General features: G+C 67.7%; 24 protein-coding genes. 2 read left to right on the top strand and 22 right to left on the bottom strand.

Going from position 1 to position 25775, the window contains the following annotated elements:
• The 12 genes from rimM to ACIN94_RS17185 form a co-directional block, all read right to left on the bottom strand.
• Complete coding sequence (gene rimM, locus ACIN94_RS17240) at positions 1 to 519, bottom strand: ribosome maturation factor RimM (RefSeq protein ID WP_400706510.1); 519 nt, start codon at positions 517 to 519, stop codon at positions 1 to 3.
• A 92-nt stretch (positions 520 to 611) separates the two neighbouring features.
• Positions 612 to 854: an RNA-binding protein gene (locus tag ACIN94_RS17235; RefSeq protein WP_012888562.1), complete on the bottom strand. Its 243-nt coding sequence runs from the start codon at positions 852 to 854 to the stop codon at positions 612 to 614.
• 1 nt (position 855) lies between these two features.
• Entirely contained in the window at positions 856 to 1314 is a 459-nt protein-coding gene (rpsP, locus tag ACIN94_RS17230; RefSeq protein ID WP_400706505.1) for a 30S ribosomal protein S16, read from the bottom strand.
• A 405-nt stretch (positions 1315 to 1719) separates the two neighbouring features.
• Positions 1720 to 3279, bottom strand: coding sequence for a signal recognition particle protein (ffh, locus tag ACIN94_RS17225; protein ID WP_400706502.1), 1560 nt, complete (start codon positions 3277 to 3279; stop codon positions 1720 to 1722).
• Positions 3280 to 3399: 120 nt separating this feature from the next.
• Entirely contained in the window at positions 3400 to 3993 is a 594-nt protein-coding gene (locus ACIN94_RS17220; RefSeq protein ID WP_400706499.1) for a GTP-binding protein, read from the bottom strand.
• On the bottom strand, positions 3974 to 4330 hold the full coding sequence (locus ACIN94_RS17215) for a DUF742 domain-containing protein (RefSeq protein WP_231509361.1): 357 nt from the start codon (positions 4328 to 4330) through the stop codon (positions 3974 to 3976). Before ACIN94_RS17215 ends, ACIN94_RS17220 begins: the two co-directional genes overlap by 20 nt.
• 126 nt (positions 4331 to 4456) lie before the next feature.
• On the bottom strand, positions 4457 to 4870 hold the full coding sequence (locus tag ACIN94_RS17210; RefSeq protein ID WP_400706496.1) for a roadblock/LC7 domain-containing protein: 414 nt from the start codon (positions 4868 to 4870) through the stop codon (positions 4457 to 4459).
• 43 nt (positions 4871 to 4913) lie between these two features.
• Positions 4914 to 7910, bottom strand: coding sequence for a nitrate- and nitrite sensing domain-containing protein (locus ACIN94_RS17205; RefSeq protein WP_400706493.1), 2997 nt, complete (start codon positions 7908 to 7910; stop codon positions 4914 to 4916).
• A 223-nt stretch (positions 7911 to 8133) separates the two neighbouring features.
• Positions 8134 to 9402: a flavin-dependent oxidoreductase gene (locus tag ACIN94_RS17200; protein ID WP_400706490.1), complete on the bottom strand. Its 1269-nt coding sequence runs from the start codon at positions 9400 to 9402 to the stop codon at positions 8134 to 8136.
• A gap of 25 nt (positions 9403 to 9427) precedes the next feature.
• Complete coding sequence (locus tag ACIN94_RS17195; protein ID WP_400706487.1) at positions 9428 to 10243, bottom strand: ABC transporter permease; 816 nt, start codon at positions 10241 to 10243, stop codon at positions 9428 to 9430.
• A complete protein-coding gene (locus tag ACIN94_RS17190) occupies positions 10240 to 11016 on the bottom strand; it encodes an ABC transporter permease (RefSeq protein ID WP_400706484.1) in 777 nt (258 codons plus the stop codon). Before ACIN94_RS17190 ends, ACIN94_RS17195 begins: the two co-directional genes overlap by 4 nt.
• Positions 11013 to 11990 carry an ABC transporter substrate-binding protein gene (locus tag ACIN94_RS17185; protein ID WP_400706481.1) on the bottom strand — a complete coding sequence of 326 codons (978 nt, stop codon included), beginning with the start codon at positions 11988 to 11990 and terminating at the stop codon, positions 11013 to 11015. The genes ACIN94_RS17190 and ACIN94_RS17185 overlap by 4 nt, the downstream gene beginning before the upstream one ends.
• A 257-nt stretch (positions 11991 to 12247) precedes the next feature.
• Between ACIN94_RS17185 and ACIN94_RS17180 the strand changes: the two genes are divergently transcribed.
• A complete protein-coding gene (locus tag ACIN94_RS17180; RefSeq protein ID WP_400706478.1) occupies positions 12248 to 13024 on the top strand; it encodes an ABC transporter ATP-binding protein in 777 nt (258 codons plus the stop codon).
• A gap of 477 nt (positions 13025 to 13501) precedes the next feature.
• On the opposite strand, the gene ACIN94_RS17175 is transcribed toward ACIN94_RS17180, so the two are convergent.
• From ACIN94_RS17175 to ACIN94_RS17150, 6 genes are all read right to left on the bottom strand, one after another.
• Positions 13502 to 14041: an ATP/GTP-binding protein gene (locus ACIN94_RS17175; protein WP_184756164.1), complete on the bottom strand. Its 540-nt coding sequence runs from the start codon at positions 14039 to 14041 to the stop codon at positions 13502 to 13504.
• 7 nt (positions 14042 to 14048) lie between these two features.
• Positions 14049 to 14450 (bottom strand): DUF742 domain-containing protein, encoded by a 402-nt coding sequence (locus ACIN94_RS17170; RefSeq protein ID WP_400706475.1) that lies wholly within the window; start codon positions 14448 to 14450, stop codon positions 14049 to 14051.
• Positions 14451 to 14459: 9 nt separating this feature from the next.
• Positions 14460 to 14882: a roadblock/LC7 domain-containing protein gene (locus tag ACIN94_RS17165; RefSeq protein WP_400706472.1), complete on the bottom strand. Its 423-nt coding sequence runs from the start codon at positions 14880 to 14882 to the stop codon at positions 14460 to 14462.
• The gene (locus ACIN94_RS17160) at positions 14879 to 17743 is read right to left on the bottom strand and encodes a nitrate- and nitrite sensing domain-containing protein (RefSeq protein WP_400706469.1); all 2865 of its coding nucleotides are present in this window, start codon (positions 17741 to 17743) and stop codon (positions 14879 to 14881) included. Before ACIN94_RS17160 ends, ACIN94_RS17165 begins: the two co-directional genes overlap by 4 nt.
• Before the next feature lie 126 nt (positions 17744 to 17869).
• Positions 17870 to 19276 (bottom strand): aminobutyraldehyde dehydrogenase, encoded by a 1407-nt coding sequence (locus tag ACIN94_RS17155; RefSeq protein WP_400706466.1) that lies wholly within the window; start codon positions 19274 to 19276, stop codon positions 17870 to 17872.
• 35 nt (positions 19277 to 19311) lie between these two features.
• Positions 19312 to 20586: a glycosyltransferase gene (locus ACIN94_RS17150; RefSeq protein ID WP_400706463.1), complete on the bottom strand. Its 1275-nt coding sequence runs from the start codon at positions 20584 to 20586 to the stop codon at positions 19312 to 19314.
• A gap of 122 nt (positions 20587 to 20708) precedes the next feature.
• On the opposite strand from ACIN94_RS17150, the gene ACIN94_RS17145 reads away from it, so the two are divergent.
• Positions 20709 to 21317 carry a TetR/AcrR family transcriptional regulator gene (locus tag ACIN94_RS17145; RefSeq protein WP_400706460.1) on the top strand — a complete coding sequence of 203 codons (609 nt, stop codon included), beginning with the start codon at positions 20709 to 20711 and terminating at the stop codon, positions 21315 to 21317.
• Here the strand turns inward: ACIN94_RS17145 and ACIN94_RS17140 are convergent.
• From ACIN94_RS17140 to ACIN94_RS17125, 4 genes are read right to left on the bottom strand one after another with little or no spacing between them, the layout of a single operon-like run.
• A complete protein-coding gene (locus ACIN94_RS17140) occupies positions 21311 to 22660 on the bottom strand; it encodes an ATP-binding cassette domain-containing protein (protein WP_400706457.1) in 1350 nt (449 codons plus the stop codon). The two genes, ACIN94_RS17145 and ACIN94_RS17140, sit on opposite strands and share 7 nt — an antisense overlap.
• A complete protein-coding gene (locus ACIN94_RS17135; RefSeq protein ID WP_400706454.1) occupies positions 22660 to 23433 on the bottom strand; it encodes an ABC transporter permease in 774 nt (257 codons plus the stop codon). Before ACIN94_RS17135 ends, ACIN94_RS17140 begins: the two co-directional genes overlap by 1 nt.
• The gene (locus ACIN94_RS17130) at positions 23426 to 24301 is read right to left on the bottom strand and encodes an ABC transporter permease (protein WP_400706451.1); all 876 of its coding nucleotides are present in this window, start codon (positions 24299 to 24301) and stop codon (positions 23426 to 23428) included. The genes ACIN94_RS17135 and ACIN94_RS17130 overlap by 8 nt, the downstream gene beginning before the upstream one ends.
• Positions 24298 to 25419, bottom strand: coding sequence for a spermidine/putrescine ABC transporter substrate-binding protein (locus ACIN94_RS17125; RefSeq protein ID WP_400706448.1), 1122 nt, complete (start codon positions 25417 to 25419; stop codon positions 24298 to 24300). The genes ACIN94_RS17130 and ACIN94_RS17125 overlap by 4 nt, the downstream gene beginning before the upstream one ends.
• Positions 25420 to 25775: the final 356 nt, after the last annotated feature.

Raw genomic sequence — 25775 nt, 5'->3', positions numbered from 1 at the left:
TCAGACGATCGCGTCCGGGTCGAGCAGGCCGGCGGGCCCGTCCACGACGAGGATGCCCCTGTCCAGGTCGATCACGGGGACGAGCGCCTTCACGAACGGCACGTAGACCTCGGTGCCGCCGCCCCTCCGTACGACGAGCAGGTCCTGGCCGTGGTGGAGGACGTCGGACACCTCTCCGACCTGCTCGCCGTCGGGAGTGACGACGGTGAGGCCGATGAGCTGGTGGTCGTAGAACTCGTCGGGATCGTCGGGCGGCGGGATGTCCGCCGAGTCGATGACGAGGGTGGTGCCGCGGAGCTCCTCGGCGCGGTTGCGGTCGTCGACGCCCTCGAACCTGACCAGCAGGACACCGGAGTGCCAGCGCCGGGACTCGACGACGAGCGGACCGGCCGACGCGGGGTCGGTGACGACGGCCGTACCCGGGGCGAAACGCCTCTCCGGGTCATCGGTGCGCACCTCCACGGACACATCGCCGCGGAGTCCGTGCGGGCGGCCGATCCGGCCTATGACAAGCTGCACGCCCGCCTCCCAAAATGATCGTTTGTCACAGAAAGCAAACAGGTCACCCACTCTGGGTGGGTGACCCGTTCACTCGATGGATCTCGTGTCGGCTAGCGGGCCTCGTTCAGGTCGAGCAGATCGACCCGAACGTATTTGCCGTCGCCCAAGGCGTTCACGACAGTGCGCAGCGCCTTGGCCGTACGGCCACCACGGCCGATGACCTTGCCGAGGTCCTCGGGGTGGACCCGGACCTCAAGCACACGCCCGCTGCGGATGCGGCGAGCGTGAACCTGGACCTCGTCGGGATGTTCGACGATGCCCTTCACCAGGTGCTCGAGGGCCTCCTCGAGCACCTCAGGCCTCGCCTTCCGGCTTCTCCTCCGCGACCGGCTCAGTCGAGGTCTCAGCGGCGGGCTCGTCAGCCTTCACGGCCTTCTTGGCCGGCTTCTTCGGCGTGGTGGCGGCGTCCAGGGACAGCGCCTCCTTGGCGGCGGCCTCGTAGGCAGCGTGCCGGTCGGCCTTGGGCTCGGCGACCTTGAGCGGAGCCGGAGCCGGCTCGCCCTTGAACTTCTGCCAGTCACCGGTGAGCTTGAGGAGCTTGAGCACGGGCTCGGTCGGCTGCGCGCCGACACCCAGCCAGTAAGCCGCCCGCTCGGAGTTGACCTCGATGCGCGAGGGGGTCTCCTTCGGGTGGTACAGGCCGATCTCCTCGATCGCCCGGCCGTCACGCTTGGTGCGGCTGTCGGCGATGACGATGCGGTACTGCGGGTTGCGGATCATACCGAGCCGCTTGAGCTTGATCTTGACTGCCACTGGTGTGGTCTCTCCTGCATTAGAGCGTGGGTGAACGGCATCTCATCGAGTGGGGCACGAGGAGAGGACCGTTCATAGGGACAGGCGTGGCACGCGGGGGTGAGAGGGCACCCACGTGGTCACGATGTTCCAACATGCCATTGTGCCAGACTCACGGGAGTGCCCAGCCAAACATGGCCCATCCCGTCCGGCTCGAGGAGGGCAAATCTCGGTAATCCACGCGTGTCCGGGGTAGGGAGGGACGACGGAGGAGCGGGGGTGCCGGATCTCTCCGTCACCCCCGCTCCTCCCGGTCCTACCTGGGCCGCACTCCCAGCAGCTCCAGCGTCGCCATGGCGATGAATCCCACCACGATGGCCAGCCAGATCCACCGGGCCCGCCGGTCGAACCCGTTGTCGCTCACACCTACTTCTGCCCGGGAAGCTTGAACTTCGAGGGGTCGAAGCCCGGGGGCAGTTCGAGGCCGGGCGGCAGCTGACCGGCGCCCAGCCTGCCGAGGGCACCGCCCGGGCCCGCGGTGCCGGCGGGAGTGGCGTCCGTGCCGGAGGCACCCTTGCCGAGTGCCGCCTTGCGCGGGTCACCGCTGACCCGCCGCCCTTTGGCCGCCTTCTTCTGCGCGGCCTTGCCTGCCTTGCGTCCGCCGGGCATACCGGGGATGCCCATCCCGCCGGCCATCTTCTTCATCATCTTCTGCGCGTCGAAGAACCGGGTGACCAGGCCGTTCACCTCGGTCACCGTCACACCGGATCCCTTGGCGATGCGGGCCCGGCGGGAGCCGTCGATCATCTTGGGGTTCTGGCGCTCGCCCGGGGTCATGGAGCGGATGATGGCGGCGATGCGGTCCAGGTCACGGTCGTCGACCTGGTTGAGCTGCTCGCGCATCTGCCCCATGCCGGGCATCATGCCGAGCAGGTTCTTGATGGGGCCCATCTTCTGGACCATCATCATCTGCTCGAGGAAGTCCTCCAGAGTGAAGCCCTCACCCGAGGTGAGCTTGCCCGCCATCTTGACGGCTTCGGCCTCGTCGAAGGTCTTCTGAGCCTGCTCGATCAGGGTGAGGATGTCACCCATGTCGAGGATGCGGGAGGCCATCCGGTCCGGGTGGAAGGCGTCGAAGTCCTCCAGCTTCTCACCGGTGGACGCGAACATGATCGGCTTGCCTGTGATGTGGCGGACCGACAGGGCGGCGCCACCACGGGCGTCGCCGTCGAGCTTGGTGAGCACGACGCCGTCGAAACCGACACCCTCCATGAAGGCCTGGGCCGTGGAGACGGCGTCCTGACCGATCATGGCGTCGACGACGAACAGGACCTCGTCGGGCGAGACCGCGTCGCGGATGTCCGCGGCCTGCTTCATCAGCTCCTGGTCGATGCCCAGGCGGCCGGCGGTGTCGATGATGACGATGTCGTGCTGCTGCCGTCTGGCGTGGTCGATCGACTGGCGGGCCACGGCGATCGGGTCACCGACACCGTTGCCCGGCTCGGGCGCGTAGACGGCGACGCCGGCGCGCTCCGCCATGACCTGGAGCTGCTGGACCGCGTTCGGGCGCTGAAGGTCGGCGGCGACCAGCATGGGCGTGTGGTTCTGGTCACGCAGCCAGCGGGCGAGCTTGCCCGCCAGGGTGGTCTTACCGGCACCCTGGAGACCCGCGAGCATGATGACGGTCGGCGGGTTCTTCGCGTAGCGAAGCCGCCGGGTCTCCCCGCCGAGGATCTCGATCAGCTCGTCATTGACGATCTTGACGACCTGCTGCGCGGGATTCAGCGCCTGGGAGACCTCGACGCCGCGGGCGCGCTCCTTGACCTGGGCGACGAACGTCCTGACCACGGGCAGCGCGACGTCGGCCTCGAGCAGCGCGATGCGGATCTCGCGACAGGTCGCGTCGATGTCGGCCTCGGACAGCCGACCCTTGGAACGGAGGGAGGAGAAGACCGATGTGAGCCGGTCGGAAAGCGTCTCGAACACGTGATTGGCCAGCCTCTGCGCTACAGGTCTGCGACTCGACCCCCCAGCCTATCCGTTGGGAGGCATGACTAACGCCCCGGTGGTCATACGGCGCCACCCGGAAAAAGGCCGTCGGTGCGGTCAGCGGCCCCATCCGGGAACGGCCATCCGCACGGTCAGAGCGTGCTCCACCAGCGTGATGAGCGTGGCCTTCACCGCGTCCCGCGAACGCGCGTCGGTCCGTGAGATCGGGATGTGCGGCGCCAGCGTCAGCGCCTCCCGTACCTCTTCCTCACCGTGCAGGTAGGTCCCGTCCCAGCCGTTGACCGCGACCACGAACGGGAGTTTGGCCTCCTCGAAGTAGTCGATCGCCGGGAAGCTGTCAGCGAGCCGCCGGGTGTCGACCAGTACGATCGCACCGATGGCGCCGCGGACGAGGTCGTCCCACATGAACCAGAAGCGGTGCTGGCCCGGCGTGCCGAACAGGTAGAGGATCAGGTCACGGTCCAGCGATACACGGCCGAAGTCCATCGCGACCGTGGTGGTGGTCTTGTTCGGAGTGAGACCGAGGTCGTCGATACCGGCGCTGGCGTCGGTCATCACCGCCTCCGTGGTCAGCGGCAGGATCTCCGAGACCGCCCCCACGAACGTGGTTTTACCAACACCGAATCCACCGGCGACGACGATCTTCGTCGATGTCAGGCCGCCGCTGCGGCTAGAGCCTGCGAAGTCCACTGAGCACCCTTTCCAGCAGGTTGAGATCCGGCTTGCCCGCGTCCAGCTGCGGCTGATGCAGTTGGACCAGACCCTCGGCCGCCATGTCCGCGACCAGGATCCGGGTAACGCCGAGCGGGATGCGGAGCATCGCGGAGATCTCAGCGACCGAACGCACTTGCCGGCACAGGGCGCTGATCGCCTGATACTCCGGAGTGCGGGTGGATAGATCATGATGTACGGACGTCGCCGAGGAGACCAGGGCCTCCATGGCGAGCTGGGTCCGGGGGGCGGTCCGCCCCCCGGTCACGGCATACGGCCGGACCAGGGAGCTCTGCTCCGCCGGTGCCGGTTGCATGAGATGTGAAGGACCACCCCGTTGCCGGTAAGGGTCGTCCATCGATTGGTAGGGTGACCCGCCCAGCGGGTCACCTTCACCAGCCCAGCCGCGGCCTGCCACGGCATCCTCCTAGGATCATCGTCCTCACCTGGGGTGAGAGGCCTGGAGTTCGGCACGGACGGCCGGCGTCAGCACCTGGCCGGCCCGTTCGACAAGCAGGGTCATCTGGTAGGCCACCAGACCCATGTCACAGTCGGCCGCCGCCAGCACGGCAAGGCAGGAGCCGTCACTGATCGACATGATGAGAAGCAGCCCTCGCTGCATCTCCACCACCGTCTGGGTGACGGCGCCGCCCTCGAAGACCCGGGAGGCACCCTGGGTCAAACTGATCAGGCCGGCCGCGACCGCCGCCAGTTGATCCGCCCGGTCGCGGGGGAAGCCTTCGGAATACGCCAACGGCAGACCGTCCGCCGACACCACGACCGTATGCGCCACGCCTGGGACATTGTTTACAAAATCGGTGATCAGCCAATTGACCCCCCGGGCGGCCTGGCTCATTTCGCGCACGTGTCATCCTCCTTGGCGACCAAGATGAGCTCTCTCACCGGTCCTCCTTGTTTCCTTCAACACCCCGGCCGAAGTCGGGATACGGCTGCTCGTCGCCGACTTCGCCTCTGGCCGCCGCGCGGCCCTGCCGTACTCCCTGCTGGAAGCTCGCCAGCCTGTTGCGCACCGCCTCGGGAGAGACGGCTGGCCGGAATACGGGGGTCTGAGGTGCCGCGCTCAGGTCCGGCGCGGCCGTACCGGGCACCAGGTTCGCCTTGGGCACGCGCTTGGGCAGACCTGAGCCGGTGATTCCGCCGAGCGAGGGTTCACTGGCCGCCTGGGCCGCCTGCCATCCCACGTCCGCGGGTGAGGACCAGGCCTCGGGTGCCGGTGCGGGCTGGAGCGGGGCTGGGTCCTTGGCCTCCTCGGCCGGTTCCCGGGCGGGGGCCGCGGGTTCGACCTTCCTGAACCAGTCGGACTCGACCGCGGCGAAGATCGGCAGGAACTCCTCCTTCGCCTCTTCCATGGGCGAGGAGTCGCGGACCACGGGCAGCGGGCCGGTGCTGTCGGCCGCTCCGTAGGAGCGCCGCTGGAACAGTCCCGAGTCGCCGGTGGGCGGCGGGGCCGGCGGGGCCGGCCACACCCCGGTGTCCGCCTGGGACAGGCTCGGCCAGCCGTGGTCGGCACCCGGTGCGGGCATGTGGCCGGCCGGGGGGGTGTCGACCGATGCCCGACCGAAGTAGCCACTGTCGGAGGGTTTCGCGGCCTCGAAGGAGTTGAACTGCTGGCCCATGTCGAAGGAGGCGAACGGCTGGTGGGCGGCCTCGAAGGAGGCGAACGACGGATGGGCGGCCTCGAAGGAGGTGAACGACGGATGGGCGGGATTGAGCGTGGTGGGGCCGGCCAGCATGGAGGTCCGGTCCATCGAGGCCATTCCCCCTGCCCAGTCGCCGCCGACGGACGTCATGGCCGGACCGGCCGGCATCGCGGGGGCGCTGGAGACGGAGAGCAGTGCCTCGGGGAGCAGGACCATGGCGGTCAGGCCACCGCTGTCCTGCTGGCGGAGCTGCACGCGGATGCCGTGCCGCAGGGCCAGCCGGCCGACCACGAACAGGCCCATGCGCCGGGACACCGAGACGTCCACCACCGGCGGATTGGCCAGTCGCCAGTTCGCCTGGGAGAGCTCCTCGGCGGTCATGCCGATGCCGATGTCGGTTACCGAGACCATCACGCCGCCGCCGTCGATCCGGTTGCTGGACACGATGACCTTGGTCTCCCTGGGGGAGAAGGAGATCGCGTTCTCCACGAGTTCGGCGATCAGGTGAACGACGTCGTTGACGGAGGTTCCGGCCACGGAGACGCCACCGGAGAGCCGCAGGTCGACCCGGTCGTAGTTCTCGACCTCCGAGAGCGAGGCGCGGACCACGTCGATCAGCGGGATCGGCTGGCTCCACCGGCGCGCGGGCTCCTGGCCTGCGAGGACGAGGAGGTTCTCGCTGTTGCGGCGCATGCGGGTGGCCAGGTGGTCGAGCCGGAACAGGCTGCCGAGGCGGCTCTCGTCCTGCTCGCCCTGCTCCAGGCTCTCGATGAGGGACAGCTGGCGCTCGACCAGGGTCTGGCTACGCCGGGAGAGGTTGACGAACATCGCGTTGACGTTGCTCCGCAGCGTGGCCTCCTGGCCCGCCAGCCGTACGGCTTCGCGGTGGACCTCGTCGAAGGCCCGTGCCACCTGGCCGATCTCGTCGTCGGAGTTCACCCCGATCGGGGGGATCTGCGAGGGCACGGCCGCTTCCCCGGTCTCCCGCAGCTTCTGCACGGTCTCGGGGAGCCGGCGGCCGGCGATCGACAGGGCCTCGGTGCGCAGGGTGCGCAGCGGCCGGACCAGTGACTGAGCCATCAGGACGGTGATGCCGAGGACCAGGAGCAGCAGGGCCGTGACGACGGCCCCGACGATCAGCGCGCTGCGCTGCTCGGCCTTCTGGAGTTCCTGGGTCCGGAAGAGGATCGAGTCGCCGAGGCTCTTCTGGACGTCACGCATGCGCGTGATGACGTCACTGGTGGAGTCGAACCATTTGTCGGCCTGCGACAGGGGCATCAGGGAGGGGGTACCGGGCTTCCGCTCCAGCGTCGGGAAGACCAGGGCGCGGATGCGGATCAGCTCGGCCCGGTCCTTCTCCTGGCCGCTCACCGTGTCGTCGTAGGCCTGGCGCTGGGTAAGCGAGGCCTCGGAACGGAAGGTGACGAGCTCGCTGTCGCGCTGCGCGCGGGCGGAGACGAAGGTGTCGAAGCTCTCCCCGCTGAAGCGCCCGGAGGCGATGACGATCGCGAGGGCGGCGCGCTCGCGAGAGGCCTGCTCCTTGGCGCGGGTCAGCGCGGCGAACGCGGAGACGCTGCCGGTGAGGGTCTCGTCGTTGGTGACGCCCTTGCCGATCTCGTCGTGAATGGCGTGCAGGTCCTGGATCGCCCGCGAGTACATGTCCAGGGTGGGCTGGGCCAGCAGCTGGGTGCGTGCGATGGCCTGGCGCATGCTCGCCAGCTCCGTCAGGCGGCTGCGTATCTGGGCGACCTTGTCCTGGATGCGCTGTCCGCCCGAGCTGTCCGCGCCGGCCAGATCAGGCGAGTCGATCACCGATTGGACGTCTCCGACGGCCTTGTTGACGACCGTCTGCTGCTTCCTCATCGCCGCGCGCCCGTTGACGGTGCGGCGCTCGGCGATGAAACGCGTGGAGAGGTCGCGCTCCAGGGCCAGTTCGTGGGTGAGGGTGCTCAGGCGGATGGAGAATTCGGCGATCTTCCCGGCACGCCCGTAGTCGGCGGCGCTGGAGACCGAGGACACGATCCGGAGACTGCCGAGAACGACACCGGCAAGGGTGGGAATGAGGACGAGAGCGATCAGCCTGGACCGCACGCGCCAGTTGCGCAGCGCGAGCCCGCTGCCGCTCCGGACGGGGGAATCGCCGTCTCCGGAGGTTCCGTCCCGGTCCTGACCGCTGGACGCCGCCATCGCGGCCGGGCCGATGTCAGGATCCTCACCCGGTGATGCTGTCCTCATAGGTATCCGCTGCCTCTCATCGGGCGGCCGACTGCGGAGAGGAACACGTCAAACACCTGGGTGGTATGGGACACCGACGCGTCCACAGGGTGAGGGTTATTGGAGCACAGCTCCACAAGTTCAGCCAATGCCCCTAAACCCATCAAATCGGATTTTCCATACATATTTACCTAATTCCCTCGTCAGCAGCCTCTGGCGTTCACATCACTTATTCGACAAATCATCACCGATGCGTCTGACGTGCAACATTCCATGAAGAACGGCCATTAAGAGCATTAATGTCCATATCGGTGGTCCGCCGCTGGGCGGCGGCCATGTCCGCCAGTTCCGCCGGCGTGAGCACGTCGGCGATGTCGGCGAACCCGTCGGGCGCTCGCTCGGAGACCATCGCGATGGTCTCCTCCATGGGCAGCTGGCGATGGGCCAGCACGAGGCCGGTGGTGGCGGTCCTGCGCTCCTCCTCGTACGCGGCCAGTCCCGTGACCGGATCGGCCGCGTAGGCCAGTTCCCTGGCCAGGACCCTGGCGTCAAGCACGGCCTGCGAACCACCGTTGGAGCCCACCGGGTACATCGGATGCGCGGCGTCCCCCAGCAGGGTGACCCGGCCCGCCCCCCAGCGGGGGAGCGGATCCTTGTCCACCATGGGGTACTCCAGGATCCGTTCCGAACCGGAGATGAGCGCCGGTACGTCCAGATAGGGGAACCGCCAGCCGTCGAAGTGCGGGAGCACGTCCTCCAGACGGCCCGGCCTGGACCAGTCGGCGACCGGGACGGGACCGGGGTCGGCGATCATCACCTCGGCCACCCAGTTGATCAACGCTCGTCCCCGGGCCCGGACCCGCGCCGAGATGGGGTAGGCCACGAACTTGGCCGACAGGTTGGAACCCGCGACGATCAGCGTGGCGCCGTCGAGGAAGGGATCCCCCTCCGTCGTTCCCCGCCACATCCGGATCCCGTTCCAGAGGAGCGGCCCGTCGTCGGGATGGAGCCGGGCGCGTACGGTCGAGTGGATACCGTCCGCGCCCACGAGGACGTCGGCCGTCTCCTTCAGGAGCTCGCCGGTCCGCACGTCGCGCAGCGACACCGTGACCCCGGCCTCGTCCTGCTCGAAGTCCTCCAGCGACAGCCCGGTCCTGACCGTACCGAGGCGCTCACGCACCGTCTCCAGCAGGAGCATCTGCAGTTCGCCACGGTGGATGGAGTACTGGGGCCAGTCGTATCCGGCGAACCTCCCGCGCGGCAGCGCCAGGATCGCCCCGCCGAACCTGTCGGTGTAGGTCAGGTAGCTCGTCGGGATGCCGATCTCGGCAAGCGCCTCTCCCAGACCGAGTTCGGTGAGTTCGCGGACGGCATGGGGTTGCAGGTTGATACCCACCCCGAGCGGTCGCGGCTCCACAACCGACTCGACGACCTCGCAGCCGATGCCCGCGGCGTGGAGGCTGAGCGCAGTGGTGAGCCCTCCGATGCCGCCACCGATGACCAGTACTCTCATGACTTCCTCGATATCTGCCGAAAGCTCATGTCGCCCCCCGCGCGTTCAGGTGCCACCTGAGCGCCCGCTTCTCCATCGCCACGAAGACGGCGTTGAACAGGTATCCCAGCACGCCCAGAAGCATGATCCCCGCCCACATCTGGGGCAGTTCGAAGCTGCGCTGGGCGCCGACGAGAAGGGAACCGATGCCCGCCGTGCTCCCGACCAGCTCGGACAGGACCATCAGGATCAGGGCGATCCCCAGACTGATACGGACACCGGCCACGATCTTGGGCGCCGCGGCGGGTATGACGACCCGCAGCAGCCTGCGGGCCCCTCGCACGCCGAAGACCTCGGCGCTCTCCAGATGGAGCCGGTCCACCGTACGGACGCCGTCGATGGTGTTGAGCAGCACCGGCCAGACGACTCCGGAGACGATGGTCGCCACCTGCATGGGCGTTCCGAGCTGGAACGCCGCGATGTAGAAGGAGAGAAGGGTGGGCGGCGGGATCGCCCGCCCGAAGTGGACCATCGGCTCCACGTAGTCGGCCAGCGTCCGCGACAGACCCAGCGCGATGCCCACGGCGATCCCCGCCAGGCAGGCGAGCACCCAGCCGACGGAGAGGTTGTACAGGCTGTGGCCGAAGTCGTCCAGAGCCTTCTCGGTGAGGAACAGCCGGCTCGCCGGACCGGAGAACCACAGCTCGTGCATCGCCGCGACGATCTCCGACGGGGGCGGGAAGTAGCTCTCCCGGATGATCCGGGCGGCCACCTCCCAGGCCACGAACAGCGCGGCCGCCAGCCACAGGCGGGACACCACGGTGAGGACGCCGCGCGCCACCGCGCCGGCCCAGCTCATCATCGTGTCCTCTCCGTGCGCGCGAAGTGCCAGCGGAACGCGCCGCGCTCCACCCGGACCAGCAGGGTGTTGACGATGAGGCCGAGGGCCCCCGCCCAGACCGCGCCGGCCAGTGTCACGTCGGTGTTGCCTCCGGCGCTGCCCGCCTCGATGAGGAAGGTGCCGAGACCGCTCTGGCCCCCGCTGAGCAGTTCGGCGCCCACCACCACGACCAGCGCCACCCCCGCGGCGACGCGTACCCCGGTCGCCACGAACGGCGCGGCGCTGGGTAGCGAGACCCGCCAGAGCACGGCCAGGCGGCCGAACCCGAAGCTGCGCATCGCGTCCTTCGCCACAGGGTCCACGTCCCGGAGCGCGTAGAGGGTGTTGAACAGGATGGGCCAGGTCGCCGCGTAGAAGATCAGGGAGACCTTCATCTCGGTCTCCACCCCGAACAGCAGGATCGCCAGCGGGATCAGCGCCACCGAGGGGATGGGGCGGAGGAACTCCACCACCATCCGGCTCGGTGCGCTGAGCCACGGGACCGATCCGAGCAGCACGCCGACGACGACCGCCGCCACGGCGGCCAGCGCCAGTCCGATCAGCCAGGCCAGGACCGTGTCCGCCATGTTGGTGAGGAACACGGGGTCCCCCGCCAGCGTGACGGATCGGAGCAGCACGGCGGAGATCGGCGGGACGATCTCCGGATCAATGATCCCCAGCCGGGCGACCGCCTCGGCCAGCGCCACCGCCGCACAGACGCCGATCACCCCTCGGATGACACGGGTTCTGTTCATCTGTCGGCGACGATGAGGTCTTGCACGTTGAGCGGCGCGTCGAGGAGGCCGTACTCCTTCATGCTGTCGGCGACCCGCTGGAGCCTGGTGGCGTTCAGCGTGGTGGGGAAGCCGCCGATGGCGAGGCTCCCGGCCGCTTCAGCGGGGATCTTCGTGTACTTCGGGATGGCCGCGACCACGTTCGCCCGGTCGGCCGCCAGCGCCTGGGCCTTGGCCATCGCCCGCTGGAACGCCGCCGCCGTGTTGGGGTTCGCCTTGGCGAACTCCGCGGTCGAGGCGTAGCCGGCGATCGGGAAGTCCGCGGTCGGGCCCTCCGAGGTGTCCCAGATGATCCGGGCGCCGATGTTCTGGCCGACGAAGGTGCCGAACGGCTCGACGACCTGGGCGGCGTCGACCGTCCCGGCCTTCAGGAGGCCCTCCATCTCCGGGAAGGGTGCCTCCACGAAGTTCTTGTCCTCGTCGAGCTCGACGTTGTGCGCCTTGGCGGCGACCCGGACCAGCATCGAGGCGACGTTGCGCTTGGTGTTGACCGCGATGGTCTTACCTTCGAGGTCAGCCGGCGTCTGGATCGGGCTGTCCTTGGGGACCATGATCACATGCGTCTTGGGCCCGCTCTGAAAGCCGTCGGCGACGATCCTCAGGTCGATGACCCCCTTGGCCGAGGCCGAGAAGAAGGAGACGTAGTTGCCGAAGCTGATGTCCAGGCTGCCGCGCTTGAGCTGCGGGATCGCCTCCGCGCCACCCGCGAGAGGGGTCAGCGTGACGTCGAGGCCCTCGGCTTTGAACAGCCCCTGGTCCATCGCGATCTGCAGAGGAGCCGTGTCGACCACCGGCATCGTCCCAACAGTGATCTTCGTTTTCTCCAGGCCGGAACCGCCGGCGGAGTCCTTGGTGGACTCGTCGGCGCCACTGCATCCGGTGACCGTCACAAGTGCCAGCGCCAGGACCCCGACGATTGATGAACGGAGTTTCATGGATCCTCCAGGACCGCACAGCAGAAGAAGACCGCACAGCATGAAGAAACGATCTTCGAGAAGGGAACGGTCAGGATCGTAGCGCACATATATGGCTATGAAATGACTTCTGACACTTCAGTATCAAATTTCCTTCTTAGCCATCTTCAGTGCAATGATTGACACATAGGCATAAATTGGACATACCGCGACTGCGATATTTGAACTCCGCTAGAGTCCCCGCACACTTACCAGCGGATCACGCCCTAGGAATCACCTTGCTTGAGATCGCCAACCTCACCCACACCTACGGCAGTGGCGAGAACGTGCACCGGGCCATTGACGGACTCGAACTGAGCGTCGCCGAGGGGGAACTCGTCTGCGTTGTCGGCCCTTCAGGCTGCGGAAAGTCCACTCTGTTGCGCTCCATCGCCGGCCTCATCAAGCCGACCGGCGGGGAGATCGAGGTGGGCGGGATTCCGGTGCGGCAGACGCCCGACAACCTGGCCGTCGTCTTCCAGGACTACAGCCGATCGCTGTTCCCCTGGATGTCGGTGAGCGACAACGTCGCCCTGCCCCTACGGCGCCGGAACATGGACCGCAAGCAGCGCAAGGAGGCCGCCCAGGAGGCGTTGGAGCAGGTCGGCCTGCCCGCCGCCGCGAGCAAATACCCCTTCGAACTGTCCGGCGGCATGCAGCAGCGCGTGGCCATCGCCCGGGCGCTGGCCTACCGTCCCGCCCTGATGTTGATGGACGAGCCGTTCGGCTCCGTCGACGCTCAGACCAGGGAAGACCTGGAAGATCTCGTCCTGCAGGTCAGGGCACACCACCCGATGACCATCGTCCTGATCACCCACGACATCGACGAGAGCGTCTACGTCGGAGACCGGGTCGTGGTGCTGTCCAAGGCGCCCGCGAAGGTCGTCGGCGATCTGCGCGTGAACCTCCCGGGCCCGCGCGACCAGATCTCCACCAGGGAACATCCGGAGTTCGTCCGCCTCCGCGCCGAGGTCGGCCGCCTGGTCAGGGGGGTCGAGGCGGCCCTCACGCCGTAGTTATTTGAATCTTCATTCAAAACAGCGGCGGGCGCACGCCGCCCCGTATCCCAGCTCATGCCATATGTGATTTCGTCATGGACGATTCTCCTGATGGCTGATTCAAAAATGCTCAACGGTTAAAACGCGAGCCGGCTCCGGGGATTCCACCATTACCCCCGGCTCCGCCGATCCGCACCCGCCGCATTTTCTCCGCCCGATCACGCGCCTCGGCGAGCCCCGGCCGCTCAAACGCGACCGGAAAGCTCTTCACAAAAAAAATTCCCGCACCCGAACCGCTCCCGAATCGTCATCGGGTTTCTCACACCGCCCGTCTGGGCGGATGCGGAGGAGCGGATTTCGGGGCGGGTTCAGGCCCGGATGCGGGCGGCGCCTCGGAGAAAGGTGGTCGAAGCCCCGCACCTGCCGGAGTACCCGGGCGTGCGGGGAGTCACGTTGTGAGGCCCACCGCTTGGGGGTGGGCCTCACAACGTGGTTTCAGACCCGGAGGGTGAGAACGTGCTCGACCAAAGTGATCAAAGTCGACTTCACGGCGTCCCGGGACCGGGCGTCGGTACGGACGATAGGAATGTGCGGAGAGATCGTCAGAGCCTCCCGCACCTCCTCCTCGCCGTGGATGTGAGAGCCGCCGAAGCCGTTGAGTGCCACGACGAACGGTAGTCCGGCCTCTTCGAAGTAGTCGATCGCCGGGAAGCTGTCGGCCAGCCGCCGAGTGTCGACCAGCACGATCGCACCGATCGCGCCCTTCACAAGGTCGTCCCACATGAACCAGAACCGGTGCTGACCCGGCGTACCGAACAGGTACAGGATCAGGTCACGGTCCAGTGAAACCCGGCCGAAGTCCATGGCCACCGTGGTGGTCCGCTTGGTCGGGATGTGCGAGAGGTCGTCGACCTCCGCACTCGCCTCTGTCATCACCGCTTCCGTGGTCAGCGGCATGATCTCGGAGACCGCGCCGACGAAGGTCGTCTTGCCGACACCGAACCCTCCGGCGACAACGATCTTCGTCGACGTCATTCCGGCGTCAGAGCCTGCGAAGCCCACTGAGCACCCTTTCAAGCAAGTTGAGATCCGGCTTTCCGGCATCCAGTGACGGCTGGTGGATCTGCACCAGGCCCTCGGCTGCCATATCCGCGATCAGGACCCGGGTCACGCCCAGCGGCATGCGCAGCAGAGCCGAGAGCTCCGCAACCGAACGCACTTGCTGGGACAACGAGATGATCGCCTGATACTCCGTGGAGAGCGTGCCGGTATCCACGCTCACGAATGTCACCGAGGAGACCAGCGCCTCGAGTGCGAGCTGCATTCGAGGGGCGGTCCTTCCCCCGGTAACAGCGTAAGGGCGAATCAAACGATCTCGCCCGCTCTTGGCCTGAGACGTGTTCAGGTTTTCCTCCCCCGATCCACGCCATCCCGGTGCGTCCATATCACCTCCCTATCGCTGAGCTGACTGCAGCTCGGCCCTGAGCGCAGGCGTGAGCGCCTGCCCGGCACGTTCTGCGAGCAAAGTCATCTGATAGGCCACCAGGCCCATGTCGCAGTCCGGCGAGGCCAGTACGGCGAGCGCGGAACCGTCACTGATCGACATGGTCAGCAGGAGGCCACGCTGCATCTCGATCACAGTCTGGGCGACGGCGCCGCCCTCGAAGACCCGGGAGGCCCCCTGGGTCAGGCTGATCAGGCCGGCCGTGATCGCGGCGAGCTGGTCGGCGCGGTCCTTGGGGAAACCCTGCGAGTAGGCCAGCGGAAGACCGTCCGCGGAGACGATCACCGCGTGGGCCACTCCGGGCATTTCCTTGACGAACTCGGTGATCAGCCAATTGAAGCCGCGGGCGGCCTGACTGAGTTGATGGTTCACTGCTTCTCTCCCTCGACGGCGTTGGACCGCTCGCTCATCTCAGCGCGGCCCTGCCGTACGCCTTGCTGGAAACTGGACAGACGACTGCGCACCCGCTCCGCCGATATCGGGGGCATCGGGGGGGCCGGCGCCGCCGGCGCTGCGGAGGCGGCTCCGGGGACGAGGTTCGCCTTGGGCACCCGTTTGGGCAGACCGGCTCCGGTCGTGCCACCCTCCACGGGTTTCTTGGCCACCTCGGCCGCGGCCCAGCCCTGGTCGGCGGGGGTGCTCCACGGCTGCCTCTCGGTGGGCGGGACCTGCCGGGCCTGCCGGACCGGCAGCGGCTGGGCCTCCTGGGCCGGCTGTGGCTGCCGGGCCGATGGCCGGGGCATGGTCATCGGCTGAGCGGACTCGGGCTCGGGCTCGGGCTCGGGCTCGGGCGCGAGATCGACGGCGGGCTCGGCGGAGGAACTGCTGCGGAACCAGTCGGACCCCACCGCCGCGAAGATCGGCAGAAACTCCTCCGGCTCCGGCTCCGTCGCCGAAATCTCGACCACGGGCAGGTTCTGGGTGTTCTCCACCACGTCCCGCTGCGGCGGCGTCCACGGGTCGATCGGCGGCATCTCCGGCCAGGAAGGCGGGGCAGACGGCTGCGGAGCCGGAGCCGACAGCGGCGGCGAGACCGAGGTGAAGGGCGACGACCACAGATCCTCCACCGCGGAGGCGGACACCACCGGCGCCGACCAGAGGTCGGCCGGCGGAGCCTGAGGCGGCACGTTCTGGGCCGAGGGCGCCCGGTTGGCAGGTCCTCCAACGGGGGCGGCGCCGAACGGGTCCGGATTCGGACCGGATCCGAACGGGTCCGGATTCGGCATGCCGCCGAACGACGGCTGGGACGTACTCTGTCCGGCCATCGCCATCTCGGGCATCCCGGACTGGGCCACCACCTGCACGGGGAGCAGGACGACGGCGCTCAGGCCGCCTGTCTCCGGACGGCGGAGCTGAACGCGGATGCCGTGGCGCATGGCCAGGCGGCCGACCACGAACAGGCCCATCCGGCGGGAGACCGACAGGTCCACCGCGGGCGGCTCGGCCAGCCGGCGGTTGGCCTCGGCCAGCTCCTCGTCGCTCATACCGATGCCCATGTCGGTGACCGCCAGAATGATGGCACCCGTCTCGTTGCCGTTACTGCTCACCATGATCTTGGTGTCCTGCGGCGAGAAGAAGATGGCGTTCTCGACCAGCTCGGCGATCAGGTGGACGATGTCGTTGACAGCCGAACCGATGATCGAGGTACCGGACTCCACCCGGAGAGACACCCGCTCGTAGTTCTCGACCTCCGACAGCGAGGCGCGCACGACGTCGCTCAGCGGGACCGGCTCGCTCCACCGACGGTTCTGCTCCTGGCCGGCGAGGACCAGAAGGTTTTCGGAGTTACGGCGCATACGGGTGGCCAGGTGGTCCAGCTTGAAGAGGCTGGCCAGCCGGGTGTCGTCCTGCTCGCCCTGCTCCAGGTCGTCGATGAGGTCGATCTGGCGTTCCACGAGTGACTGGGTGCGCCGGGAGAGGTTGACGAACATCGCGTTGACGTTGTTCCGCAGGCGGGCCTCGTCGCCCGCCAGCCGGATGGCCTCGCGGTGGACCTCGTCGAAGGCCCGGGCCACTTCACCGATCTCGTCCCGGGAGGCCACCCCGATGGAGGGCACCTCCACGTTCGGCGCGAGTTCACCGGACTCCCGCAGCACGCGGACGGTCTCGGGCAGCCGGGTGTCGGCCACTTCGAGCGCCTCGCTGCGCAGCCTGCGCAGCGGGCGGACCAGCGTGCCGGCCACCCAGGCGGTGATCAACAGGATCAGGGCCAGCAGGACGAGGATCGCGGCACCGGAGATGACGGCACTGCGCTGCTCGTTGCTCTCCATCTCCTGGCTGCGGGCGACGACCGCGGCGCTCAGACCGCGCTCGACGGTCCGCATGCTGTCCACGATCGCCGTGGAGGAGTTGAACCAGTTGTTGATCCCCACGGGGCCCATCCGGGGCAGCGGCTTGAACTCGCGCATGAGGGACCTGACCAGGGCGGTCGTCGACTCGGCCCGGTCGACCTTCGGTCCGCTGACCGCGTCGTCGAAGCGCTTGATGTCGCCCGGGGAGGCGGTCGCCCGGAAAGCGGACACCTCGCTGAGCTGGCTCTTGTGGGCACCCAGGAACTCGGCGGGGTCGTCGAAGTCGAACTTGCGCTCCTCCAGGCCGACGAGCAGGATGCCTCGTTGCCTGGCGACCTGCTCCTTGGCCCGGGTCAGCGCGCCCAGCGCGAGCGCGTCACCGATCAGACGCTCGTCGCCTCCACCACGGCCGAGGTCGTCATGGAGGGTCATGAAGTCGCTGATCATTCGCGAGTACATGTCGAGGGCCGCACGCGGGAGCACGCTTCCCTCCATCGGCTTGCGCAGACCGGGCAGGCCCTTCAGCCAGCGGCTCACCTGGGAGGACTCGGAGAGAACCCGGGCCGCCTGCCCGGAGTCGAGGTTGTCGATCGACTTCTGCACCTGCGCGCGGACCTGGTCGACCACCTCGCGCTGCTGCTTGACCTTGGCGAGCCGGCGGGGGCCCCGGTTGTCGACGATGTACCAGGCGGTGAGGTCGCGCTCCTCGGCCATCTCGTGGGAGAGGGTGCCGAGCTGCTCGATGAGCGAGGCGACCTGGGTCATCCTGCGGTACTCCGCCGCACTGGCCAGCGAGTTGGTGAGCTGGAAGCCGGTCAGCAGTACGGCCGCCGCGGTCGGAAGCACGATCAGCGCGACCAGACGGGGACGGACGCGCCAGTTCGACGGCAGGAGTCGGCTGCCTACCCCTGACGCGCGGTGGCTCCGGCGGTCTTGTGTCATCACTGGCTTACGTAACCCCTCGCCGGGTGCGGATGCGGCGAAAGCAATTTGAGCACATCCTTTATGTCACTACGAATGGAGTAAGTATCGGCATATCCCTACAAAAGGGATATACAGCCATAAATTTCAGGCGGGCCGAAAAGACGCCCGGTCTTCGGGAGCCTGGTGCTTGATCATCAAGTGACGCGTCACCGAGTACTCCTGGACGGCCTCCTGGCTCATGTCCTTGCCGAAGCCGCTCCCCTTGACCCCGCCATGCGGCGCCTCCGAGGCGATCGGCAGGTGGTCGTTGACCCAGGTCACGCCCACGTCGAGACGGTGCGAGACGCGCAGTGCCCTCGCCACGTCGGCGGACCAGACCGAGGAGGCCAGACCGTAGGGGGTGTCGTTGGCCAGCCGTACGGCCTCGTCCTCACCGTCGAACGGCAGGGCCACCAGCACCGGGCCGAAAAGCTCACCCTGAACGATCTCGCTGTCCTGGCGGGCGTCGGTGACGAGCGTCGGCGGGTAGAAGAAGCCGGGACCGTCCAGCGGGGTGCCACCGCAGAGCACCGAGGCGCCCGAGGCGACGGCGCGTTCGACGGAGCCGTGCACACGGGCCCGGTGTCCGGCGGAGATCAGCGGGCCGATGTCGGTGGCCGGGTCCCAGGGGTCGCCCACCGTGATCTGCGCCAGCGTCGCGTGAAGTGCCTCGACCGCCTCGCCGTACACCTCGCGGGAGATGTAGACCCGGGTCGCGGCCGTGCAGTCCTGGCCGGTGTTGTAGGTCGCGCCCATCGCCACTCCCCTGGCCATCTCGGCCAGGCCCGCGTCGCCGAAGACCAGCGCCGGGGCCTTGCCACCGAGCTCCAGGTGGACCCGCTTCAGCGAACCGGCCGCCCCGCGCATGACAGCGCGGCCGGTCTCGGTGGAGCCGGTGACGCTCACCATGTCCACGCCCGGGTCGGTGACCAGTGCCTCGCCCACCTCGGCGTCGCCGAGCACGACCTGGAGCAGGCCCTCGGGCGCGCCGGCTCCGGCGAACAGCTCGGCCAGCCGGAGCGTGGTGCCCGGCGTCTGCGGAGCGGGCTTGATGACCACCGCGTTGCCCGCGGCGAGTGCCGGACCGAGCTTCCAGACGGCCATCACGAGCGGGAAGTTCCACGGGGCGATCGACCCGACGACACCGACCGGACGCCGGACCAGCACCGAGGTGTAGCCGGAGCTGAGAACCCCGGCTCCGGTGCCGTCCAGCGAGCGGGCCGCGCCGGCGAAGAAGCGGAGGTTGTCGGCCGCGAACGGCAGCTCGCCGTCGCGGAACACCGCCGCGGGCTTGCCCGTCTCGGCGACCTCCAGCCGGGTGAGCTCCTCGGCGTCGGCCTCGACGAGGTCGGCGAAGCGCAGCATCACCCTGGCCCGCTCGGCCGGGGTGGCCCCGCTCCACTCCTCATACGCCGCCCGCGCCCGCCGTACGGCGTCCGCGACCTCGGCGAGCGGGGTGTCCGGCACCTCCCGCAGGAACGCGCCGTCTGCCGGGTTGATCAACTTGCCCATGGAACTTCCCTCGTAATGGTGGTGCTGAGAGCTTTCTAGGCGCCGGCCTGCTCGATCAGGTCGGCGGCCTTGCGCAGGCCGTCGCGACGGCGGATCTCCTCGCCGGCGGCGGCCAGACGCTCACGGAGCCCGGCGTCACCGAGCAGCCCGTCCAGTGCGCCGGTCAGCTCCTCGTCAGTGAAGGTGTAGGTGGCCAGGCGCACGCCGTAGCCCAGCTCGTGAATCCGCTGCGCGTTGTCGTACTGGTCCCAGAACAGAGGCAGCAGGATCATCGGCTTGCCGAAGTGCAGCGCCTCGGTGGTGGTGTTGTTGCCACCGTGCGTGATCACCAGGTCCACCAGGGGGATGATCTTAGTCTGCGGGACGAACTCGGCTCCCCACATGTTGTCCGCGAGCTTGATCTCCTCGTGCAGGGGTCCCTTGGAGACGATGAAGCGGTACGGGGTGGTGCCCAGCACGTCGATGGCCCGCTGCATCAGCGAGACGTCCGCCGAGCCGAGCGAGCCGAGCGAGAAGTAGACCAGCGCGCCGTCCCGCTCGGCGAGCGACGCGGGCAGCTCGAAGCCGCCGTCGGTCTCACGGACCGAGGAGTCCAGGCGGTGCCAGGAGTCACCCAGCGGCCGGGCGCCGGTGTAGTCGGCGATCTCCGGGAAGACGTAGAGGTTCAGGTCGCCCTCGTGGATGAAGTCGAGGTCCGGCAGCGGCCGGGCTCCCTGGGCGACGACCCACTCGTTGAAGGCGGTCCAGACCTCGCGGTGGGTCCGCTCGTACTCGGCGCGGAAGGCGTCCCACTCCGACCGGTCGTCGGCGGGCAGCCCGGAGAAGACCGGGGCGACGCCCTCGCCGCGTACCTCCAGGGGGTTGCAGGAGACGATGCGGACGAACGGCTTGCCCGCGGTGAGCAACGCCGGGAAGGTGACGACGTTGTCCTCGACAATGACATCCGGCTGGACCCGTTCGATAATCGCCTTCAGCTGCGGCTCGCAGTACTTCACGCCATCGATGAGCGCATCCCAGATCGGCTTGGTCACCGTCTCCAGCTGCGCCGAGGTCGACTTCCGGTATTCCGGAGCGGTGTCCCGGATGAAGTCTTTCCAGAACTGTCCCGGATCCTGCTCATCTTCGGACGGCGGTGCGAGATCGACCAGGTCCTCTTCGAATCCGAGAGCCTCCAGCTTCCCCTTCCAGGAGGCTTCAGCTGCGAAAACAACCCGATGGCCGCGTTTGCGAAGAATGTCGCCAATGCCGATGCAGTTGTTCGTCGGCCCGTAGGCGCTCTCCGGCATGAACAGGATCGTGAGGGACACCATGCCTCCAGTTGAGGGGGATTCCAGTTTTGAAGAATGGTTCAATTATTAGATCTAGCTAAAGTGCCCAAAAGGGGCCACCATGGACCCCGGCACAGAGCGTGGTTTTCAACGGTTGGGGGATTGTGACACGCAAAAAGCGGGCGGACCGTCGCCTGGATCTCATTGCCGCCGCACACCGGGCGATCATCCGGCACGGCACCGATGGAGTGCATCTCAACCACGTCGCCGAGGAGGCCGGTCTGACCTCCGGAGCCGTCCTCTACCACTACCCCGACCTGAGCGAGTTGCTGGTGGACGCCCACCACGCCGGGATGGAGCGTTTCTACGAGCAGCGGCTCAAGCGGATCAGCGGCATGCGCGACCCCGTCGAGAAGCTCGTCGTGACCATCCGCTCGGGCCTGCCACTCGGGCCGGACGACCCGGACGTGCGGCTGCTCAACGAGCTCGGCGGGGCCGCTCCCCGGAACAGGATGTACGCCCTCCTGCTCACCACGCTCTACGACCGGCAGGTCTCCATGTACCAGAGTGTCCTGGAGACCGGGGCGGCCCTGAGGGCCTTCACGCTGACAGGCGACTCGCTGGTCATCGCGCGCAACCTGGTCGCGCTCGAGGACGCGTACGGATACCGCATAACGGCCCGCCACCCGGTGATCGGCCCGGAGGAGGCGGCGGAGCTCATCCTGGACTACGCCAGGATCGCCACAGGCAACCCGCTCAAGACGTCTCACTGAGGGATCAACACCCCGTCCTCGGCAGCCCAGGTGAGGGCGATCGAGGATCCCGCCTGAACCTGGGTGGCCCCCTGTGTGGCCACCAGGATCGGCGCCTGACGTCCGGCCACCTGGACCGAGACGTGCGAGATGCCGCCGTAGAAGCTGACGTCGACGACCTCACCCCGCAGCACGCCCCCGTCGGCCACCGCGTCCTCGGCGTCCTCGGCGTCCTCGGCGTCTCCGCCATCAGCCGCGTCCGCAGTGTCCTCGGCGTCCACCGTGCCCTCACCGTCCACCGCGTCCTCGGCGTCCTCGGCGTCTCCGCCATCAGCCGCGTCCGCAGTGTCCTCGCCGTCAGCCGCGTCCGCAGTGTCCTCGGCGTCCACCGTGCCCTCACCGTCCACCGCGTCCTCGGCGTCTCCGCCGTCAGCCGCGTCCGCAGTGTCCTCGGCGTCCACAATGTCCTCGCCGTCCACCGGGTCTCCGGCCTCCGCGGCGTCAGCCGCGGCCACTTCGCCCTGGACGCTCAGCCTGAGCCGCTCCGGCCGTACGGCGAGCAGCGCGGGCGTACCCTCCTCCAGGTCGGACACGCCGGGCAGGACGCCGAGTCCGTCACTGGACAGGCCACCCGCGCAGGCCTTGCCCTCGAAGAGGTTGTTGGCGCCCACGAAGCCCGCGACGAACGGCGTGCGCGGCCGCTCGTACAGCGTCACCGGCGCATCCACCTGCTCCACCCTGCCCGCGCTGAAGACCGCGATCCGGTCGGCCAGCGACATGGCCTCCTCCTGGTCGTGGGTGACCACGACGAAGGTGATGCCGACCTCGTGCTGGAGCCGCTTCAGCTCCAGCTGCATCTCCGCACGCACCTTCTTGTCCAGGGCGGACAGCGGCTCGTCCAGCAGCAGCAGGCGCGGCCTTTTCACGATCGCGCGGGCCAGCGCTACCCGCTGCCGCTGGCCGCCGGAGAGCTGCTGCGGCCTGCGTCCGGCCATCTCGGCCAGGCCGACCTTCTCCAGGACCTCGTCGACCCGCTCGCCGATCTCGGCCTTGGGCAGCTTCTCCCGCTCCAGGCCGTAGGCGACGTTCTTCGCCACGGTCATGTGCGGGAACAGCGCGTAGGACTGGAACATGAGGTTGACCGGGCGGCGGTGCGCGGGACGGCCGAGCAGATCGTCGCCGTCGAGCGTGACGGTACCCGCGTCGGGGGCCTCGAAGCCCGCCAGGATGCGCAGGAGGGTGGTCTTGCCGCAACCGCTGGGGCCCAGCAGTGCGAAGAACTCACCCTGCCTGATGTCCAGGGAGACCTCTGACAGCGCTGTGACGTCACCGAACCGGCGGCTGACACCTGTGATCTTCAGCATTAGGACAGTGACTCCGTCAGTCGGGTCATCCGCTGAGCCACGATCACCACGGTGAAGCTCACGGCCAGCAGCAGTGTCGCCAGCGCGTTGATCTCTGGGGTGACCCCGAAGCGGACCATTGAGTAGATGACGATGGGCAGGGTGGGCGAGGTCGGCGCCGCGGTGAAGAACGCGATGACGAACTCGTCGATGGAGAGTGTGAACGCCAGCAGGGCGCCCGCCGCGATACCCGGCATGAGCTGGGGCAGCGTGACCCGGGCGAACGTGGTGAGCGGCGTCGCGCCGAGGTCCCTGGACGCCTCCTCCAGGGAGGTGTCGGCATGGGTAAGCCGGGTGCGGACCACCGCGGTCACGAACGCCATGCCGAACACCGTGTGGGCCAGCAGCACGGAGTGCAGACCCAGGGTTATCTTGACCATGACGTAGAACACCAGCAGGCCGATGGCCAGCACCAGGTCGGGCAGTACGGCCGGCATCACGCCGATCGCGTCCAGCACCCGCGACCTGCTGTGGCGGGCCAGACCCACCGCCAGCAGGGTGCCGAGCACGGTGGCCAGCACCGTGGACCCGGCCGCCACGATCAACGTGTTGACCAGGCCCTCGCGGACGTCGGCGTTCCCCGCGAGCGTGCCGTACCACTTCAGGCTGAGGCCTTCGAAGGAGTAGGGCGACCTGCCGGAGTTGAACGACATGACGACGAGCACCACGATGGGTGTGTACAGGAATATGTAGGTCGCCCAGAAAGGGACGTACAGCAGACGCGGTCTACGCACGGCGGGCACTCCAGGACTGCAGGAGCAGCAGGACGATCAGTACGGCGATCAGCGCCAGCGTGAGGGCGGACCCGAACGGCCAGTCGCGGGCCGCGAGGAACTGGTCCCTGATCAGGTTGCCGACCATGATCGAGCGTCCGCCGCCGAGCAGCTCGGGGATGACGAAGTTGCCGAAGCTCGGCACGAAGACGAACATGCACCCGGTGATCACACCGGACAGGGTCAGCGGCAGCGTCACCGAGACGAATGTGCGGGCGGGCTTCGCACCGAGGTTGGCCGAGGCCTCGCGGAGCTGCGGGTCCAGCTTCTCGATCGCCGCGTACAGCGGGAGCACCATCAGCGGCAGATAGGAGTAGACCAGGCCGGTGACGATGGTGCCCTCGTTGTAGAGGAACTCGAACGGGCCCAGGCCGAGCTTGCCCAGCACCGTGTTGACCAGCCCGGGACCACTGAGCAGAACGATCCAGGCGTAGATCCGGATCAGGAAGTTCGTCCAGAAGGGCAGCACGATCGCGACCAGCGCGACCGTCTTCCATTTCCCGGGGAGCCGGGCGATCAGGTAGGCCGTGGGATAGCCGACCAGCAGGGCGATCACCGTGGCGGCCGTGGCCAGCTTCAGCGAGCCGAGCACGACATCGAGATAGAGCGGGTCGAAGAGCCGGGTGAGGTTCTCCCCGGTCAGCTCGTAGACGACGCCGCCGAACCGCCCCCTGCGGAAGAACGCGTAGCTGAGGACCAGCGCCAGCGGGATCAGCAGGAGAACGATCAGATAGGTCAGACCAGGACCGAGGAAGACCAGCCGTCCGAGCACACGCGACCGGCGCGACCGCGATTTCGCGGTCGCGCCGGAGACGGTGGAACGTGTCACTGCGCGGCCTTGACCTCGGTCTGGAGGCGGGTGAACTTGGCCGAGTCCTCACCCAGGTCGATGATGGACTCACCCGCGAGCAGCTGCGAGGGGGTCATCTGCAGCGGCACGTTCTCTTCCTTGAGCTTGGCGGGGAGGGCATCCATGGCGGCCTTGTTGGGGACCTTGTAGAGGATGTTCTCCGCGGCCCAGCCGTGGATCTCCGGGTCCAGGATGAAGTTGATGAACGCGTGCGCGGCTTCCTTGTTCTTGGAGCTCTTCAGCACGACCATCGTGTCCGCCCAGAGGTCGCTGCCCTCCTTCGGCACCATGAACTCGATGTTCTTCTCGGTGGTCGGGCACCAGCCGTCCCACGCCTCGACCATCACGGCCTCGCCGGTCTTGAGACGGTCGCCGAAGGTGACGTCGTCGTAGAACACGTTCGGCTTGGCCTCGAGCAGCTTCGCCTTGACCTTGGCGAGGTCCTCGTCGCTCCTGGTGTTGACCGACAGACCGAGCGCCTTGATGGCGGGCAGGGCCAGCCAGCGCTCGGTGGTCATCATCGTGACCTTCTTCTTGGCGTCGGCCGGCGGGTCGAGGATGTCGTTCCAGCTCGTCGGCGGCGTCTTCACCAGGTCACTGCGGTAGCAGATACCGGTGGTACCCCAGGTGTAGGGGACCGAGAAGACGTTTCCCTTGTCGTAGGCGAGCTCCTTGGCCTCGGGGTAGAGGTTGGACAGGTTCGGGATGAGCTCGGGGTGGAGCGGCTCGAGCAGGCCGGCCTCGTTGAGGGCCTGGGCATACTGGCCGGAGACGAAAGCCACGTCGAGACCGGTGTCGGCGCCGGTGGTCAGCTTGCCCATGATGATCTCGTTGGTGTCGTGCAACGTGATCTTGAGCTCGGTCTTGAGCCTGTCCTTGACCCTCTTGACGAGGTCTTCCGGCGTGTAGCCGGGCCAGACCGAGATGGTGATGCTCTGTTTGGACAGGTCCGCGTTCGGATCGAGCTGGGCGGACGAGGCACTCGCTTCGGGGGCGGCGGTGTTGGTGGACCCTCCGCCGCAGGCCGAGACCGCGAGAGCAAGACCGGCTGCCAGGGCGACAGCCGGGAGACGACGGGTGTACCGGACACGGGACACGACCGCTACTCCTTCAAATTTCAAGTGTAATGGGGGTAGCCCGGCCGTTACGGACACGGCAGACCAAAGCAGGAGTGTTGCAGCCAAGAATAACTTGAGCAAGACTTTACCCGGACATTACCCCGCGAAAGTTTGGTTTGCCTGTTGAATCCGTCTTCAATATGGGATCGGCTCGGCACCGTACCGAGCCCCGGCGACGGCAGAAGCGGCGAACTGCTCGCTGCTCTGAGCTGTGAGGTTCCAGATCCGTTCGTAGCCCGCCACTTCCACCCGTTGTCCAGCGTATGGACTTCCATTTTTTCAACCGATATTCAACTGTTATCGGCCGTCAACAGTGTGCCCCCGACGTCCGAACG

Origin of the sequence: Streptosporangium sp. NPDC087985 (genome assembly GCF_044741965.1) — a bacterium.
GTDB lineage: Bacteria > Actinomycetota > Actinomycetes > Streptosporangiales > Streptosporangiaceae > Streptosporangium.
The sequence above is the reverse complement of the archived record's forward strand: the minus strand, read 5'-3'. Positions and strand labels throughout refer to the sequence as shown.

Excerpts from the sequence above, each read along its gene's own strand:
- ACIN94_RS17215 (WP_231509361.1), bottom strand. The coding sequence starts at position 4,330 with ATGCAACCGGCACCGGCGGAGCAGAGCTCCCTGGTCCGGCCGTATGCC.
- ACIN94_RS17210 (WP_400706496.1), bottom strand. The coding sequence starts at position 4,870 with ATGAGCCAGGCCGCCCGGGGGGTCAATTGGCTGATCACCGATTTTGTA.
- ACIN94_RS17205 (WP_400706493.1), bottom strand. The coding sequence starts at position 7,910 with ATGAGGACAGCATCACCGGGTGAGGATCCTGACATCGGCCCGGCCGCG.
- ACIN94_RS17200 (WP_400706490.1), bottom strand. The coding sequence starts at position 9,402 with ATGAGAGTACTGGTCATCGGTGGCGGCATCGGAGGGCTCACCACTGCG.
- ACIN94_RS17195 (WP_400706487.1), bottom strand. The coding sequence starts at position 10,243 with ATGATGAGCTGGGCCGGCGCGGTGGCGCGCGGCGTCCTCACCGTGGTG.
- ACIN94_RS17190 (WP_400706484.1), bottom strand. The coding sequence starts at position 11,016 with ATGAACAGAACCCGTGTCATCCGAGGGGTGATCGGCGTCTGTGCGGCG.
- ACIN94_RS17185 (WP_400706481.1), bottom strand. The coding sequence starts at position 11,990 with ATGAAACTCCGTTCATCAATCGTCGGGGTCCTGGCGCTGGCACTTGTG.
- ACIN94_RS17175 (WP_184756164.1), bottom strand. The coding sequence starts at position 14,041 with ATGACGTCGACGAAGATCGTTGTCGCCGGAGGGTTCGGTGTCGGCAAG.
- ACIN94_RS17170 (WP_400706475.1), bottom strand. The coding sequence starts at position 14,450 with ATGGACGCACCGGGATGGCGTGGATCGGGGGAGGAAAACCTGAACACG.
- ACIN94_RS17160 (WP_400706469.1), bottom strand. The coding sequence starts at position 17,743 with ATGACACAAGACCGCCGGAGCCACCGCGCGTCAGGGGTAGGCAGCCGA.
- ACIN94_RS17155 (WP_400706466.1), bottom strand. The coding sequence starts at position 19,276 with ATGGGCAAGTTGATCAACCCGGCAGACGGCGCGTTCCTGCGGGAGGTG.
- ACIN94_RS17150 (WP_400706463.1), bottom strand. The coding sequence starts at position 20,586 with ATGGTGTCCCTCACGATCCTGTTCATGCCGGAGAGCGCCTACGGGCCG.
- ACIN94_RS17140 (WP_400706457.1), bottom strand. The coding sequence starts at position 22,660 with ATGCTGAAGATCACAGGTGTCAGCCGCCGGTTCGGTGACGTCACAGCG.